Raw genomic sequence first — 13,879 nt, 5'->3', positions numbered from 1 at the left:
TTGCGAGTGAAATGAGGATCAGTCCTTGGCCAGCCGGTACTCGCCGGTCTTCGGATCCTTCACCAGCGTCCCCATCGCGCCGTTTGCCGTCTGCTTTTCGGTGCGCCGCACCTTGGCGGTTACGCGCTCGGCCTCGCGGATGAAGGTGCGGTAGCCAAAATAAGCGGCGATCCCGACGACGGCGAAGAAAATGATCTGCGGCATATCAAAACTCCTCCCACGCTGGGCCGGCGAAGGGCGGCCGGTCGGGTCGGTTGGCGCATGTCGTCCAAAGGCGGTTTCTGGAGAAAAACGACATGCATGGAACTTCGAGGTTCATGCTAGACGGTTTTGCCAGATTTTCAAAGCCCGAAGCGCGCCCACAGAGCGCGCTCTTGCGCCGCATCGATCACGCCGCCGGTGGCAGCGGCGGCAATATCGGGCGCCGAAAATCCCTTGCTCGAGCCGAACAGCCCGAAGCGGCCGAACAAACCGCGCGGCGCCGAGATCAGCTTGAGTTGGGTTTTCGCCCCGAACCGCGTCTTGAGCACGGATCGCATGTCGCCGAGCGCATCGACAAGCCCAAGCTCCAGGCCGCGCTTTCCGGTCCAGAACAGGCCGGTGAACAGGTCGGGATCGTCCTTGAGCTTGGTGCCGCGCCGCTCCTTGACCAGATCGATGAAGGTTTCATGCACTTCGAGCTGCAGCGCCTTCAGCCGTTCGATGTCTTCCTTCTTCTCGGGCTTGAATGGATCGAGCACCGACTTGTTCTGGCCAGCGGTGTGGACGCGGCGCTCGACGCCGATCTTCTTCATCAGCTCCGGGAAGCCGAACGAAGCCGAGACCACGCCGATCGAGCCGACGATGGATGATGGATCGGCGAAAATCTCGTCGCCGGCGACCGCGATCATGTAGCCGCCCGAGGCAGCGACGTCCTCGACGAAGACCAGCACCTTTCTGTTCTTCTCGATCGCCAGGTCGCGGATACGCTTGAAGATCAGCCGCGACTGCACCGGCGAGCCGCCGGGCGAATTGATGGAGATGGCGATGGCAGGCGCGTCGAAGGAAAACGCCTTTTCGATCAGCCCGGCGGTGGAGGCAAGCGACAGGCTGGGACGGAACGGGCCGCCGCCCGCCAGGATGGTGCCGTGCAACCGGATAACCGGAATGGTGACGACCGTGGAACGCCAGGATTTCGGCAGCAGGCGGTTGAAAAGGCGTTTCACTGAGGTCGATCTCCGCTCGATGGGTTGCCAGCATGTAGGAATTTCAAGGCCAACGGCAATGCCGCGGCCATCGCGGCCCGGTTGTGTTCAATCTCCGAACAAGGAGGCGAGGCCGTTGTTGATCATCTCCGTCCGTTCCGACGGGCCGTCGCCCGTCTGCGCGTGAAGCATCAAAGGCGGCCGGATAGCGAGTTTGCCGCGCGCCCCGAGCGTTGCCCTGACGATGATGCGGATCGCCGCGGCATCGGGGCGGGGATGCACGGCCAGCATCTTGGCGTCGCCGAAACGGCCCGCGATCGCATCGAGAAGCGAACCGAGTTGCTCGGGCCGCGCGATGATGGCAAGCCCGCCGCGCGGCCTGACCACCGCTGCGGCACTGCGGATCCAGCCCTCTAACAGCCCGTCCTCCATGACATGCGCTTCCTTTCTCAAGCGCTCGGGCGTGGCGCGGTCCTGCGCGGCGTTGAAGGGCGGATTCATGATGACGAAATCGAAATCATTGTCGCCGAGGCCGGCCGCCGTCCTGGCGCGGCCCGAAAGCGCGACATTGGCGACGAGCACCGAAGCGCGGTCGACGAGGTGAGCGTTGCCGGGATGCGCGAGCGTGGCCGCGGCGAAAGCCGCCATTTCCGGCGCGCGTTCGACCAGCACGGCCCGGGCCGTCGGGCAGCGCGCCAGAACGGCAAGTGCCGCGGCACCGGCGCCGGCGCCGAAATCGGCGAGACGCCCGCCGAAGGAGGACGGCACGGCAGCCGCCAGCATCATGGCGTCCATGCCGGCGCGATGGCCGCCATGCTTGGGCTGCACCAGCCAGAACCGGCCGCGATGGAAGGCATCGACCGTGTGGGCTGGCGTGTCCGGGGCGAGGGCGGCTGGCGCGGCGGACATTATTTTTGGCGGATCTCGTTGGCGATGCCGGCATCCGTCAGGATGCGCCGCGCCGCGTCGGCCTTGTCGGCGTCGACCATGACGCGCCGCGGCAGGATGCCGAGCGAGCCGTCGAGCACGCTCATATTCTGGTCGGCCACGAAGCAGCCGATGCCGGCATCGCGCATCAGCGATTCGACGAAGGAGATGATGACGGCGTCGTTGGTGCGAATGAGCTCTATCATCGGACGAAACTCTCAGTTTGCCGCGTTCATGTAAACGCATGCGAGGCCCGAAACCAGAGAAGCCGCGCCAATTCGCCACTTGCCGTGGCCGCGTTCGCCGCCCTAGAGTCCGTAACGGAACTAAGGGTGCCGTCGCACGCGTTACATCAGACGGGAGAGTTTGTCGTGGGTGTCGTTCTCAACATCGAAAACGGAAAGCGGGAACCCGCCTCCATCAAGGATCTGATCGACCTGACGGCGGCCGACATGGGGCGCGTCAACGAATTGATCCTGTCGAAGGCCGGATCCGATGTCGAGATGATCCCGGAGGTCGCCAACCACTTGATCTCGTCGGGCGGCAAGCGGCTCAGGCCAATGCTGACGCTCGCCGCCGCACAGATGTTCGGCTATGCCGGCGAGGGCCACGTCAAGCTCGCTACATCGGTCGAGTTCATGCACACGGCGACGCTGCTCCACGACGACGTCGTCGACGAGAGCGGCATGCGACGCGGCAAGAAGACGGCCCGCATGATCTGGGGCAACCAGGCGAGCGTGCTGGTCGGCGACTTCCTGCTTGGCCAGGCATTCCGCATGATGGTCGATGTCGGTTCGCTGGAGGCGCTCGACATCCTGTCGAGCGCGGCCTCGATCATCGCCGAGGGCGAGGTCATGCAGCTTGCCGCCGCCAAGAACCTGGAGACCACCGAGGACGAGCATTTCGCCGTCATCAAGGCCAAGACCGCGGCCCTTTTCTCGGCTGCCGCCGAGGTCGGCCCCGTCATCGCCCAGGCGACGCGCAACGACCGCGCCGCCTTGCGCTCCTACGGCATGAATCTCGGGCTCGCCTTCCAGCTGATCGACGATGCGCTGGACTATGGCGGCACCAGCAAGGATCTGGGCAAGAATGTCGGCGACGATTTTCGCGAGGGCAAGGTGACGCTGCCGGTCATTCTCGCCTACCGGCGCGGCAGCAAGGCCGAGCGCACCTTCTGGAAGCGGGCCATCGAGGACAATGTCACCGATGACGCCGGCCTCGAAAAGGCGATCGGGCTGATGACCCACCACGGCGCGATCGCCGACACGATCGGGCGCGCCCGTCATTTCGGCGAGATCGCCCGCGACGCGCTGGCGCCGCTGGAGGCGACGCCGCAGAAATCGGCGCTGATCGACGTCATCGACTTCTGCATCAGCCGGGTGAACTGAGCCGCTGCCTTTCACGCAGCTCTCCTCTGGCTCGTGCTGGGGAGAAATCCGTGAATCCTTCTCCGCCGCCTCGACAAGCTGCCCGGCTGCAAATTATCTATAAAACATGGCAAAGGGCACGGACGACACCATCGCGGTGCGCATCGGCAAGGTTCTGGCGGATCGCATCATCTCGGGCGCGATCGAGCCGGGCGCCCGGTTGCGGCAGGACCATGTCGCCGAGGAGTTTAATACCAGCCATGTGCCCGTGCGCGAGGCCTTTCGCCGCCTCGAGGCGCAAGGCCTCGCCGTCAGCGAACCGCGCCGCGGCGTGCGCGTGGCGGCTTTCGACCTCGGCGAGGTCAAGGAGGTCGCCGAAATGCGGGCGGCGCTCGAAGTGCTGGCGCTGCGCCACGCGGCGCCGCATCTGACCTCCGCTATTCTCGATCGGGCCGAGGAGGCCAGCATGGCCGGCGACAAATCCCGGGACGTCAGGTCGTGGGAAGAAGCCAACCGCGCCTTTCACCGGTTGATCCTGACGCCATGCGGCATGTCGCGTCTTCTCGCCACCATCGATGACCTGCACGCCGCAAGCGCCCGTTTCCTGTTCGCCGCATGGCGCTCGGAATGGGAGACCCGTACCGACCAGGACCACCGGGCGATATTGGCCGCCTTGCGGCAGGGCAACACCGAATCGGCCGCGGCGACATTGGGGCGGCACGTGCAATGGATTGGCCGCAAGCCGGTCAGGACAGCCTCCGGCACCACGCGAGAGGCCTTCGCGATCGTGGGCTAACCGCCTTGCGCAAGGCGTGCCTTGCCATCGTCCGAAAATTGTGGCTTCGATAATAGATCGAAGGCAAAAATTATCTATAATTTTGGATCGACCAAGGGAGCCCCTATGACCGACATCGCGTTCTCGTCCGCAAAACCGTCCTTCAGCCCGCTCCGGCTTCAGGAGCGATCGCTCGGCTGGCAGGCGGGCGCCGTCGTGCTCGGCACCCTGTTCCTGGCGCTGTCCTCCTACATCGAGGTGCCGATGGTGCCGGTTCCGGTGACGATGCAGACCTTTGCCGTGACGCTGGTCGGCGCGCTCTACGGCTGGCGGCTGGGCGCGATCACCATCGCCGCCTGGCTGGCCGAGGGTGCGGTCGGCTTCCCGGTTCTGGCCGGCGGGGCTGCCGGCGTACAACATTTTATTGGCCCGACGGGCGGCTATCTCTTCGCCTTCCCGGTTGTCGGCGCACTGGTCGGCTGGCTGGCGGAGCGCGGTTGGAACGGCGGCAGGGTCGTGCTTGCCTTTGCCGCCATGCTGCTCGGCAACCTGCTGTGCCTAGCCCTTGGCACGGCGTGGCTCGCCGTCATCATCGGCGCCGAGAAGGCTGTTGCCTTCGGCTTCCTGCCGTTTGTCCTCGGTGGCCTGCTCAAGTCGGCGCTTGGCGCCGCCACGCTGATGGCGCTCCCGCGCGGCAAGGCGAAATAGCGCCAGCCGTGACGATAAGGCTGCGCGCTCATCACCTCCTTTGCCTGCTCACCTATGTGGGCAAGGGATACAGCCCCGCATTCACGGCCAACTACGACGGTATCGCGCAGCGCCTTGGCCGGGGCGAGGACATACTGGTCGTGTCCGGCCCGGACGACATCTGCGCACCGTTGCTGGATGAACAGGAGCCACATTGCCTGCGGGACAGCGCCGCCGAGCGGGACCGGCTTGCCGCCCACGATGCCGGCGCCTTGCTCGGGCGACCAATCCGGGCCGGTGCGCGCCTCGATCCCGGTGCGGACATGCTGGCGCGGATGCGGCAGGCCTTCTCGGCCGGCCTCACGCGCGAGGCCTGCCGAGGCTGTGAATGGAGCGGCCTGTGCAGCGCGGTGGCGTCAGGCGGATATCAGGGCGCGCGCCTGCGGCCCTCCGGTCTTCCGGGCACTCCTGACGCCGATGCGCCGGTTTCGGGCTGAAAGCCGTTCTTTGCCGGCATGGTTTGTTAATCGGGTGACCCGATTGTGAATTCGAGGCGGATTGAAGCGTGACCCCAAAAAGGCCATGCTTTTCTCCGAAAGATCGAATCTACGTCGATCCCGCTGACGCGGAGATGGCGCCTGGCTGAAAGGGATACGATGCAGCAGGGACGTGTGCGCTGGCTGACAAGGCTGGCACTTGTGACGGGCATGGCGATTTCGGCGCTGCCGGCCTATGCCAAGCAGACCACCGAACCGGTAAAGATCACATCTTTCTCGGGAGCCTATCTGGCTGCCCGGATCGCCGAGGGTGACAACGACCTGGATAATGCCATTGCCTACTACAAGCAGGCCCTGGCCTTCGATCCAAGCGATACGGGCCTGCAGCAGAGCCTGATGCTGTCGCTGATCGCGCAAGGCCGCTTCGACGAATCCCTTGTCTATGCCGACAAGCTCAAGGAAGTTCCCGACGTCGAACGGTTCTCGCGCCTGGCGCTGGCGGTCGATTCCTTCCACAAGAAGGATTTTTCCAAGGCGCAGTATTGGTTGAAGCTGTCGCTGGAATCCGATCTCGACCGGCTGATCTCCGGCGTCATGTCCGGCTGGGCCCAAGAGGGCGCCGGCGACCCCAGCGAGGCGATGGCATCCATCGACAAGCTGCAGGGGCCGGACTGGTTCGGCCTGTTCAAATCCTTCCACCGCGCGCTGATCGCCGACGCGTCCAACATGCCTGAGAAGGCCGACGCGATCTATGCCGCGACCATGCAGGACACCGCCGCCGGCAGCGCGGCTCCCGAAACATGGATGCGCAATGCGCAGGCCTATGCCTCGTTCCTGGCCCGCAAGGGCGACACGGCCAAGGCGGTATCGGTGCTCGATCAGGCCGAGGCGTTTTCGCCGGGCAAGCTGGAAATTGTCGCCTTGCGCGACAGGATCAGCAAGGGCGACAAGATCCCGCCCTTCATAGCCGGCCCATCCGACGGCGCCTCCGAGATATTGCTCGATCTGGCAACCGCGCTCAATCGCGGCGGCGGTGAGCCTTTCGTCAGGCTCTATCTGCAATATGCGCTGGCGCTGAAACCCCACAGCGATGCCGCCCTGGTGCAGCTTGCCGCCGTTTCCGAACAGCTGAAGGACGGCGAGGGGGCCATCGCGCTCTACCGACGGATACCGGATACCTCGCCGCTGAAGGAGCTTTCGGACTTACAGCTTGGCCTCAATCTGGCCGATCTCGATCGCCATGACGAGGCGATCACGCATCTGAAGGCCTTCGTCGATAAGCATCCCAACGACATGCGCGCCTATCTGGCGCTTGGTGGGGTCTATTCGTCGAAGGAGGATTTCCGTTCCGCCGCCAATCTCTACGACAAGGCCGTCGAGGCGCTGAAGACGCCGACCGCCGCCAACTGGAATATCTTCTACCAGCGGGGCATCGCCTATGAGCGGCTGAAGGAATGGCCGAAGGCCGAGCCGAATTTCCGCAAGGCGCTGGAATTGCAGCCCGACCAGCCGCAGGTGCTGAACTATCTCGGCTATTCCTGGGTCGACATGAATATGAACCTGAAGGAAGGCCTGGCGATGATACAGAAGGCCGTCGATCTCAGGCCGAGCGACGGTTACATCGTCGACTCGCTGGGCTGGGCCTATTTCCGCCTCGGCAGGTACGATGACGCGGTGCGCGAAATGGAACGCGCGGTGTCGCTGAAGCCGGAAGATCCGGTGCTGAACGACCATCTCGGCGACGCCTATTGGCGCGTCGGCCGCAAGCTGGAAGCCACCTTCCAGTGGAACCAGGCGCGCGACCTGAAGCCGGATCCCGACGTGCTTGCCGCCTTGCAGCAGAAGCTGATGAAGGGACTGCCGCCGATCGAGTCCAACACGGCGCAGGAAACCCCCAAGGTCAAGCCGGCACCGGCTGCGCCGAAGGGCTAAGATGAAATGATGTTGCTCGCGAACGGGGCCCTTGTCGGGCTCCGTTTTCGTTGGCAGCCGTGTCAGAACAGCTTGCGGTAGACGACGAAGCCCGAGCGTTCGCCGATCCTGTCGTAGAGCTTCATGGCGGTGTGATTGGTCTCGTGCGTCAGCCAGTAGACCCGGCCCGAACCGGCCGCCTGCGCCCGCTCGTAGACGCCCTCGATGAGAGCCCGGCCGATGCCCTTGCCGCGCAAGGTCTCGTCGGTGAAAAGATCCTGCAGATAGCAGTTCGGCGCGACCGCCGTGGTGCTGCGGTGGAAGAGGTAGTGCACGAGGCCGACGAGCCGTCCTTCACTTTCGGCAACCAGCGCATGCACCGGCTCATAGGCGTCGAAGAAGCGCGACCATGTCATGGCGGTGATCTCGCTTGCCAGCGCCGTCTCGCCCGAGCGCCCGTAAAACGCGTTGTAGCCGTCCCACAGCGGCAGCCATTGCGCGAAATCCTGGCGCGTGACCGGGCGGACGGTGATGGAGTTGGGCATGGCTGACCTGTTGTCTGGCGAGACGGAGTTGTGAGCGTTCACCAGAAGGCACGTGCTCATCGCCGGCAATGGGCCAGCCGCTCGCAAAGCTTTCGACATGCCTCGCGACGCCCGCGCCTTGCTTGACGCTTCGCCGCCGTGTCTCTAGGACGGGGCCGCAAGTCAGCCCTTGCAGCCGAGGCCACCGTGACGATTGAAATCCCCGCCCATATGCATCCCAGCCGCTCCTTTCAGGGGCTGATCCTGACTCTGCACAATTACTGGGCGGACTATGGCTGCGTGATCCTCCAGCCCTACGACATGGAGGTCGGTGCCGGCACCTTCCATCCGGCCACGACGCTGCGGGCGCTTGGACCGAGGCGCTGGAACGCCGCCTACGTCCAGCCTTCGCGCCGCCCCAAGGACGGCCGCTACGGAGAGAATCCGAACCGGCTGCAGCACTACTACCAGTATCAGGTGATCCTGAAGCCCAATCCGCCCAACTTGCAGGAGCTCTATCTCGGCTCTTTGGCGGCGATCGGCATCGACCCGCTGCTGCATGACATCCGCTTTGTCGAAGACGATTGGGAAAGCCCGACGCTGGGCGCCTGGGGCCTTGGCTGGGAATGCTGGTGCGACGGCATGGAGGTGTCGCAGTTCACCTACTTCCAGCAGGTCTGCGGCATCGAATGCGCGCCGGTTGCGGGCGAGCTCACTTATGGTCTGGAACGGCTGGCCATGTATGTGCAGGGCGTCGACAATGTCTACGACCTCAATTTCAACGGCCGCGACGGCGCCGACAAGGTCACCTACGGCGATGTCTTCCTGCAGGCCGAGCAGGAATATTCGCGTCACAATTTCGAATACGCCGACACGACGATGCTGCTGCGCCACTTCGACGATGCCGAGGCCGAATGCAAGGCACTGCTCGATGCCGGTGCGCCCGCATCGAACGACAATCTGCCTGTGCACCGCATGGTGTTTCCCGCCTACGACCAGTGCATCAAGGCCAGTCACGTCTTCAACCTGCTCGACGCGCGCGGCGTGATCTCCGTCACCGAGCGGCAGAGTTATATCCTGCGCGTGCGCAATCTGGCGAAAGCCTGTGGCGAGGCGTTCTTGAAGACGCAGGCCGGCGGATTGGCGGCCTGATCTCAGGCACCCTCCCTCATCAAATCGAGGGAAGCGTTGATCGGCGATAGAATCTGGCCGCTCGGGCCGGCTATTATGCGCAATGCTTGGCGCACGCCCGGCATCGAGAAGGCGCCATGGGCCTGAGCGGTGAAGCAGGCGCTGAGCGCCAGGATTTGCAAAAGTCTGGATACCGTTTTCATGGTCGTTCAGCCAATAGCTCTCTGCCTGAGCGTGGGTCGCTTCAGCGCTGCGTTCGGTTCATGGAAATCTTTGATCCAAGGACGGGTGGGATCATCCCGTCCCGACAGGACGCCCAAAATTTCTGGAAAGGGTGACAGCGGCCAGCCGAGTTGCTATGGCCTCTTTACCTCCCCCTGGATGGGGGAGGTCGCCGCGAAGCGGCGGGTGGGGGTGACAGCGCGACTTCTCATGCCGAAACTCGATCGGTTCAAACTGCGGTCGGTGCAACGGCTTCGTGCGGCGATGACCGACGAAGAACGCATCTTGTGGCGGCACCTATGGCGCATCCCGGTGGAAAGGCACTCATTTCGCAAGCAGGCGTCGGTCGGTATTTACTTCCCTGATTTCATCTCGCACCGCCTGAAGCTGATCGTCGAGGTGGACGGCGCTCACCACAGTTTCGATCGTCAGCAACGACACGACGAAATTCGGACAAAATGGTTCGAAAGTCAGGGCTATCATGTCATCCGTTTCTGGAACCACGAAATCAAAAACGAACTGGATTCCGTGCTCGATACGATCTATGCGGCGGTGGAAGAACGAAAATCAGACCTTCGCCCGTCAGACGCCGAAGGCGCTTGAGATTGAGACGCCGCCACCCCACCCCGGCGCTGACGCGCCGACCCTCCCCATCGAGGGGAGGGTGAGGAGCTATCCATGCCTGACCTGCTTCTAGAACTTCGCTCCGAGGAAATCCCGGCCCGCATGCAGCGCAAGGCGGCGGGCGATCTGAGGAAGATGCTGACCGACGGCCTGGTCGAGGCAGGGCTGACCTACGAGGCGGCGCGCGAGTACTGGACACCGCGGCGACTGGCGCTCGACATCAGGGGCCTGACCGCGCGCTCGAAGGATATCCGCGAGGAGATCAAGGGGCCGTCGACGACGGCGCCGGAACAGGCGGTCCAGGGCTTCCTGCGCAAGGCCGGGCTTTCCTCGGTCGCCGAGGCACACGTCCATTCCGACCCGAAGAAAGGCGATTTCTACGTCGCCCATGTCTCGAAGCCGGGCAGGGCGGCGGAAGAGATCATCGCCGGACTGGTGCCTGGCATCATCCGCAATTTCCCGTGGCCGAAATCGATGCGTTGGGGGCCGGCCTCGGCCAAGCCCGGCTCGCTGCGCTGGGTGCGGCCGCTGCAATCGATCCTGTGCACCTTCGGTCCGGAAACCGAGGAGCCGGTCGTGGTCGATTTCGAGATCGACGGCATCCGTTCGGGCAATGTCACTTACGGCCACCGCTTTCACGCGCCCGGCGAAATCACCGTGCGCCGCTTCGACGACTATGTAAGCAAGCTGGAAGCGGCCAAGGTCGTGCTCGACGCAGACCGGCGCAAGGAGATCATCCTTGCCGATGCCCGCAATCTCGCTTTCGCCAACGGGCTGGATCTGGTCGAGGACGAGGGGCTTTTGGAAGAGGTGTCCGGGCTGGTCGAATGGCCTGTCGTGCTGATGGGCGCGTTCGAAGACGCTTTCCTGGCCATTCCGGCCGAGGTGATCCGCCTGACCATCCGCGCCAACCAGAAGTGCTTTGTGACATCGCGCCCAATCTCCCCCCTCGAGGGGGAGATGTCGGCGAAGCCGACAGAGGGGGTCGGCACGACGGGACGCGACTCCCTTTCGCACACAGAGGACGCCGGCGCTCCACGTGAGACGACCCCCTCTGCCCTGCCGGGCATCTCCCCCTCAAGGGGGGAGATCAGCGAACTTTCCAACCGTTTCATCCTCACCGCCAACATCGAGGCGAGCGACGGCGGCAAGGAGATCGCCCAGGGCAACGGCAAGGTGGTGCGCGCGCGCCTCTCCGACGCGCTCTATTTCTGGACGACCGACCAAGGCGATTTGCCTGATCTCGCCGAGCTCGAAGCGTCGGCGAAAAAGTTCGGGCTCGACCTGAAGAAGCCGCTCGACCAACGCATGGCCCGGCTCGACCATCTCAATGTGACCTTCCACGCCAAGCTCGGCACGCAGGGCGAACGGGTGGAGCGGATCAAGCGATCGGCGCAGGAACTGGCGCCGACCGTCGGCGCCGATCCCGCGCTCGCCGCTCGCGCCGCGGTTCTCGCCAAGGCCGATCTGACCACCGAAGTGGTCGGCGAGTTTCCCGAATTGCAGGGCGCCATGGGCCGCAAATACGCGTTGCTCCAGGGCGAGCATCCGTCCGTGGCGGCAGCCATCGAAGAGCACTACAAACCGCAGGGGCCGTCCGATTACGTGCCGAGCGATCCGGTGTCGATCGCCGTCGCGCTCGCCGACAAGCTGGATACGCTTGTCGGCTTCTGGGCCATCGATGAAAAACCGACCGGCTCGAAGGATCCTTACGCGCTGCGTCGCGCTGCGCTCGGCGTGGTGAGGATTTTGGTCGAGAACCGCATTCGACTGGGGCTGACGACGATCTTCGGCAGCGCCTCCATGCATTACACGGTTGGCAGTACGGATCAGGTCCGAGACCTCCTCGCCTTCTTCCACGACCGCCTGAAAGTCTACCTGCGTGATCAGGGCGCTCGCCACGACCTGATCGACGCTGTCATCACGCCGCAGTCGGATGACCTGCTGCAGATCGTACGCCGCGTCGAGGCGCTCGGCACTTTCCTCGACACCGAGAACGGCAAGAACCTGCTTGCCGGCACCAAGCGCGCCGCCAACATTTTGGCTGCCGAGGAGAAGAAGAAAACGGCGATCGCCGAAACCGTTGAGCCGGCGCTGTTCCGCGAGGATGCCGAGAAATCGCTGTTCGCGGCGGTGAATCAGGCCGAGAGGCAAGCCGGCGAAGCGATTCAAAACGAAGACTTTTCCGCCGCCATGCTGGCGCTTAGCGTTTTGCGCGAACCGGTTGATTCATTCTTTGAACGCGTTCTCGTGAATGATGAGTATCAGGCCGTGCGCGCCAATCGATTGGCGCTGCTCGCCCGCATCCGCGCGGCCACCGACCAGGTTGCGGATTTCTCCAAGATCGCGGGCTAAAGAGACTTCAGGCGGCGACACTCGTCCACGGCGCAAAAGCGGCCTGTCCGGCAATGGTGCCGGACGCCGGACCGACGTCAAGACAGCCGCTACTTGAGCTTGCCGACCCCAGGGACGGGCTGCTGCGCTGCCGCCGCCGGCGCGGCTGCCGGTGATGTCGCCGGGGTCTCCTGCCCATTCGCCGCTGGTGCCGCTGAAGCGGTGGCGGTTGCAGGGGCAGTGGCCGGCGCCTTGGCCTGCGTGGGCGTCGAGAAGGCGCTGCCGACAATACCGCCGCGAATGATCATCGGGTTTTGCAGGAAGCCGTGCCGCGCCTCAGGCGCGTTCGGGATCGCTGCCACTTTTTCATAGGTGACGTCAGGTTCACCGAGCGCGGTGACCGACCGCATATCGCCTGCCTTGGCAGCATCGGCTGCCTCCAGCGTGACAATGGACGGCGTTGCGGACGGCGCGCCGGGAAAGACCAGTGACGAGGCCTGGGCCCCGCCGGCCATCGCCGCCAGCGTGATAGCAAGCGTTCCCCAAATACGCACAGACACGATGAAAGCTCCCCATTACCCGAAGCCGCACGATAGCGGGTCGGAATTGATGCCGGCTTTCGCGGAACCGTAGCATTTTAGGGATTGTTAAATCGCCAAGGGCCGGGCTTGCCCCTTGGACGCCATCGTACTACGCAGCCGGCATTCGTGAGGTGACCAGAGTGGCTGAAATTCTTGCCGTCGGCGAGGCGATGGAACGGGCATTGGCGCTGCTTGAAAGCGGCGATGTGGTCGCCATTCCGACCGAGACCGTCTATGGGCTCGCCGGCGACGCCACCAACGGCGTTGGCGTGGCGCGTATCTTCGAGGCCAAGGGTCGGCCGCGCTTCAACCCTCTGATCGCCCATGTCGCAGACATGGCGATGGCCGAGCGCATTGCTTTGTTCGATCCGCTGTCGAGGAAATTGGCGCTTGCGTTCTGGCCGGGTCCTTTGACGCTGGTGCTGCCGCAGCGGCCCGGCAACGGCATTCATCCGCTGGTCAGCGCCGGGCTCGACACGATCGCCTTGCGCATGCCGAGGGGCTTTGGCGGCGACCTGATTGCAAGGCTTGGCCGGCCGCTTGCGGCTCCCAGCGCCAATTCCTCCGGCAGGATCAGCGCGACGACGGCGCAGGCCGTGGCGGCTGATCTCGGCGCACGCATAAAGCTGGTCGTCGATGGCGGCGCGACGCCGGTCGGGCTGGAATCGACCATCGTCAAAGCCGAAGAGGGAAAATTGCGTCTGCTGAGGCCCGGCGGCATTGCCGCCCAGGAAATCGAGGCGGTCGTCGGCATGGACCTGTTGCGCGGCGCCAACGCCGGTGTCGAGGCGCCGGGCATGCTTGCCTCGCACTATGCGCCTGACGCCGCGGTGCGGCTCAACGCCGGGACCGTCGGCGAAGGCGAGGCGCTGCTGGCCTTCGGCAAACGTCGCGCCGAAGGCTGGCAAAAGGCGGCCGCCTGCCTCAATCTGTCCGAGGCCGGTGACCTGCGCGAAGCGGCGAGCAATCTTTTCGCCTACATGCAGCAACTCGATCGCAGCGGCGCGCGGACCATCGCCGTGGAACCCGTTCCCTTCGACGGGCTCGGCGAAGCGATCAACGATCGGCTTTCGCGGGCCGCCGCGCCGCGTGACAATAGCTTGCCGCCAACATAG

General features: G+C 64.3%; 15 protein-coding genes. 9 read left to right on the top strand and 6 right to left on the bottom strand.

Annotated elements, in window-relative coordinates:
• Window positions 1-18 precede the first annotated feature (18 nt).
• The 4 genes from FJ972_RS22930 to FJ972_RS22915 all read right to left on the bottom strand — a co-directional run bounded on the left by FJ972_RS22930 (window position 19) and on the right by FJ972_RS22915 (window position 2,317).
• Window positions 19-204: a hypothetical protein gene (locus tag FJ972_RS22930; protein WP_140497980.1), complete on the bottom strand. Its 186-nt coding sequence runs from the start codon at window positions 202-204 to the stop codon at window positions 19-21.
• Window positions 205-341: 137 nt separating this feature from the next.
• Window positions 342-1,205: a S49 family peptidase gene (locus tag FJ972_RS22925; RefSeq protein WP_140497982.1), complete on the bottom strand. Its 864-nt coding sequence runs from the start codon at window positions 1,203-1,205 to the stop codon at window positions 342-344.
• 87 nt (window positions 1,206-1,292) lie between these two features.
• The gene (locus tag FJ972_RS22920) at window positions 1,293-2,093 is read right to left on the bottom strand and encodes a methyltransferase (protein WP_140520826.1); all 801 of its coding nucleotides are present in this window, start codon (window positions 2,091-2,093) and stop codon (window positions 1,293-1,295) included.
• A complete protein-coding gene (locus FJ972_RS22915) occupies window positions 2,093-2,317 on the bottom strand; it encodes a DUF2007 domain-containing protein (protein ID WP_135901951.1) in 225 nt (74 codons plus the stop codon). The genes FJ972_RS22920 and FJ972_RS22915 overlap by 1 nt, the downstream gene beginning before the upstream one ends.
• A 165-nt stretch (window positions 2,318-2,482) precedes the next feature.
• Here FJ972_RS22915 and FJ972_RS22910 point away from each other — a divergent pair, with 165 nt between their 5' ends.
• The 5 genes from FJ972_RS22910 (at window position 2,483) to FJ972_RS22890 (ending at window position 7,369) form a co-directional block, all read left to right on the top strand.
• Window positions 2,483-3,499: a polyprenyl synthetase family protein gene (locus FJ972_RS22910; RefSeq protein ID WP_140514769.1), complete on the top strand. Its 1,017-nt coding sequence runs from the start codon at window positions 2,483-2,485 to the stop codon at window positions 3,497-3,499.
• Window positions 3,500-3,605: 106 nt separating this feature from the next.
• Window positions 3,606-4,274 carry a GntR family transcriptional regulator gene (locus FJ972_RS22905; RefSeq protein ID WP_140520825.1) on the top strand — a complete coding sequence of 223 codons (669 nt, stop codon included), beginning with the start codon at window positions 3,606-3,608 and terminating at the stop codon, window positions 4,272-4,274.
• Between the two features lie 105 nt (window positions 4,275-4,379).
• A complete protein-coding gene (locus FJ972_RS22900; protein WP_140497991.1) occupies window positions 4,380-4,961 on the top strand; it encodes a biotin transporter BioY in 582 nt (193 codons plus the stop codon).
• Between the two features lie 8 nt (window positions 4,962-4,969).
• Window positions 4,970-5,437 (top strand): DUF1284 domain-containing protein, encoded by a 468-nt coding sequence (locus FJ972_RS22895; protein WP_140497994.1) that lies wholly within the window; start codon window positions 4,970-4,972, stop codon window positions 5,435-5,437.
• Window positions 5,438-5,596: 159 nt separating this feature from the next.
• Complete coding sequence (locus FJ972_RS22890) at window positions 5,597-7,369, top strand: tetratricopeptide repeat protein (RefSeq protein WP_140520824.1); 1,773 nt, start codon at window positions 5,597-5,599, stop codon at window positions 7,367-7,369.
• Window positions 7,370-7,431: 62 nt separating this feature from the next.
• Here FJ972_RS22890 and FJ972_RS22885 read toward each other — a convergent pair whose 3' ends face one another.
• Window positions 7,432-7,893: a GNAT family N-acetyltransferase gene (locus FJ972_RS22885; RefSeq protein WP_140498002.1), complete on the bottom strand. Its 462-nt coding sequence runs from the start codon at window positions 7,891-7,893 to the stop codon at window positions 7,432-7,434.
• A 210-nt stretch (window positions 7,894-8,103) separates the two neighbouring features.
• Between FJ972_RS22885 and FJ972_RS22880 the strand changes: the two genes are divergently transcribed.
• The 3 genes from FJ972_RS22880 to glyS all read left to right on the top strand — a co-directional run bounded on the left by FJ972_RS22880 (window position 8,104) and on the right by glyS (window position 12,204).
• Window positions 8,104-9,024 (top strand): glycine--tRNA ligase subunit alpha, encoded by a 921-nt coding sequence (locus FJ972_RS22880; protein ID WP_181165179.1) that lies wholly within the window; start codon window positions 8,104-8,106, stop codon window positions 9,022-9,024.
• A gap of 129 nt (window positions 9,025-9,153) precedes the next feature.
• On the top strand, window positions 9,154-9,828 hold the full coding sequence (locus FJ972_RS22875; protein ID WP_226880379.1) for an endonuclease domain-containing protein: 675 nt from the start codon (window positions 9,154-9,156) through the stop codon (window positions 9,826-9,828).
• A gap of 75 nt (window positions 9,829-9,903) precedes the next feature.
• A complete protein-coding gene (gene glyS / locus FJ972_RS22870; protein WP_140520823.1) occupies window positions 9,904-12,204 on the top strand; it encodes a glycine--tRNA ligase subunit beta in 2,301 nt (766 codons plus the stop codon).
• A gap of 89 nt (window positions 12,205-12,293) precedes the next feature.
• Here the strand turns inward: glyS and FJ972_RS22865 are convergent, their stop codons facing one another.
• Entirely contained in the window at window positions 12,294-12,743 is a 450-nt protein-coding gene (locus FJ972_RS22865) for a hypothetical protein (protein WP_140498011.1), read from the bottom strand.
• Window positions 12,744-12,904: 161 nt separating this feature from the next.
• Here FJ972_RS22865 and FJ972_RS22860 point away from each other — a divergent pair, with 161 nt between their 5' ends.
• A complete protein-coding gene (locus FJ972_RS22860) occupies window positions 12,905-13,879 on the top strand; it encodes an L-threonylcarbamoyladenylate synthase (RefSeq protein WP_181172062.1) in 975 nt (324 codons plus the stop codon).

Source organism: Mesorhizobium sp. B2-1-1, assembly GCF_006442975.2.
GTDB lineage: Bacteria > Pseudomonadota > Alphaproteobacteria > Rhizobiales > Rhizobiaceae > Mesorhizobium.
This window is presented reverse-complemented; position numbering and strand designations above follow the sequence as displayed.

Excerpts from the sequence above, each read along its gene's own strand:
- FJ972_RS22930 (WP_140497980.1), bottom strand. The coding sequence starts at position 204 with ATGCCGCAGATCATTTTCTTCGCCGTCGTCGGGATCGCCGCTTATTTT.
- FJ972_RS22920 (WP_140520826.1), bottom strand. The coding sequence starts at position 2,093 with ATGTCCGCCGCGCCAGCCGCCCTCGCCCCGGACACGCCAGCCCACACG.
- FJ972_RS22915 (WP_135901951.1), bottom strand. The coding sequence starts at position 2,317 with ATGATAGAGCTCATTCGCACCAACGACGCCGTCATCATCTCCTTCGTC.
- FJ972_RS22905 (WP_140520825.1), top strand. The coding sequence starts at position 3,606 with ATGGCAAAGGGCACGGACGACACCATCGCGGTGCGCATCGGCAAGGTT.
- FJ972_RS22900 (WP_140497991.1), top strand. The coding sequence starts at position 4,380 with ATGACCGACATCGCGTTCTCGTCCGCAAAACCGTCCTTCAGCCCGCTC.
- FJ972_RS22890 (WP_140520824.1), top strand. The coding sequence starts at position 5,597 with ATGCAGCAGGGACGTGTGCGCTGGCTGACAAGGCTGGCACTTGTGACG.
- FJ972_RS22885 (WP_140498002.1), bottom strand. The coding sequence starts at position 7,893 with ATGCCCAACTCCATCACCGTCCGCCCGGTCACGCGCCAGGATTTCGCG.
- FJ972_RS22880 (WP_181165179.1), top strand. The coding sequence starts at position 8,104 with ATGCATCCCAGCCGCTCCTTTCAGGGGCTGATCCTGACTCTGCACAAT.
- glyS (WP_140520823.1), top strand. The coding sequence starts at position 9,904 with ATGCCTGACCTGCTTCTAGAACTTCGCTCCGAGGAAATCCCGGCCCGC.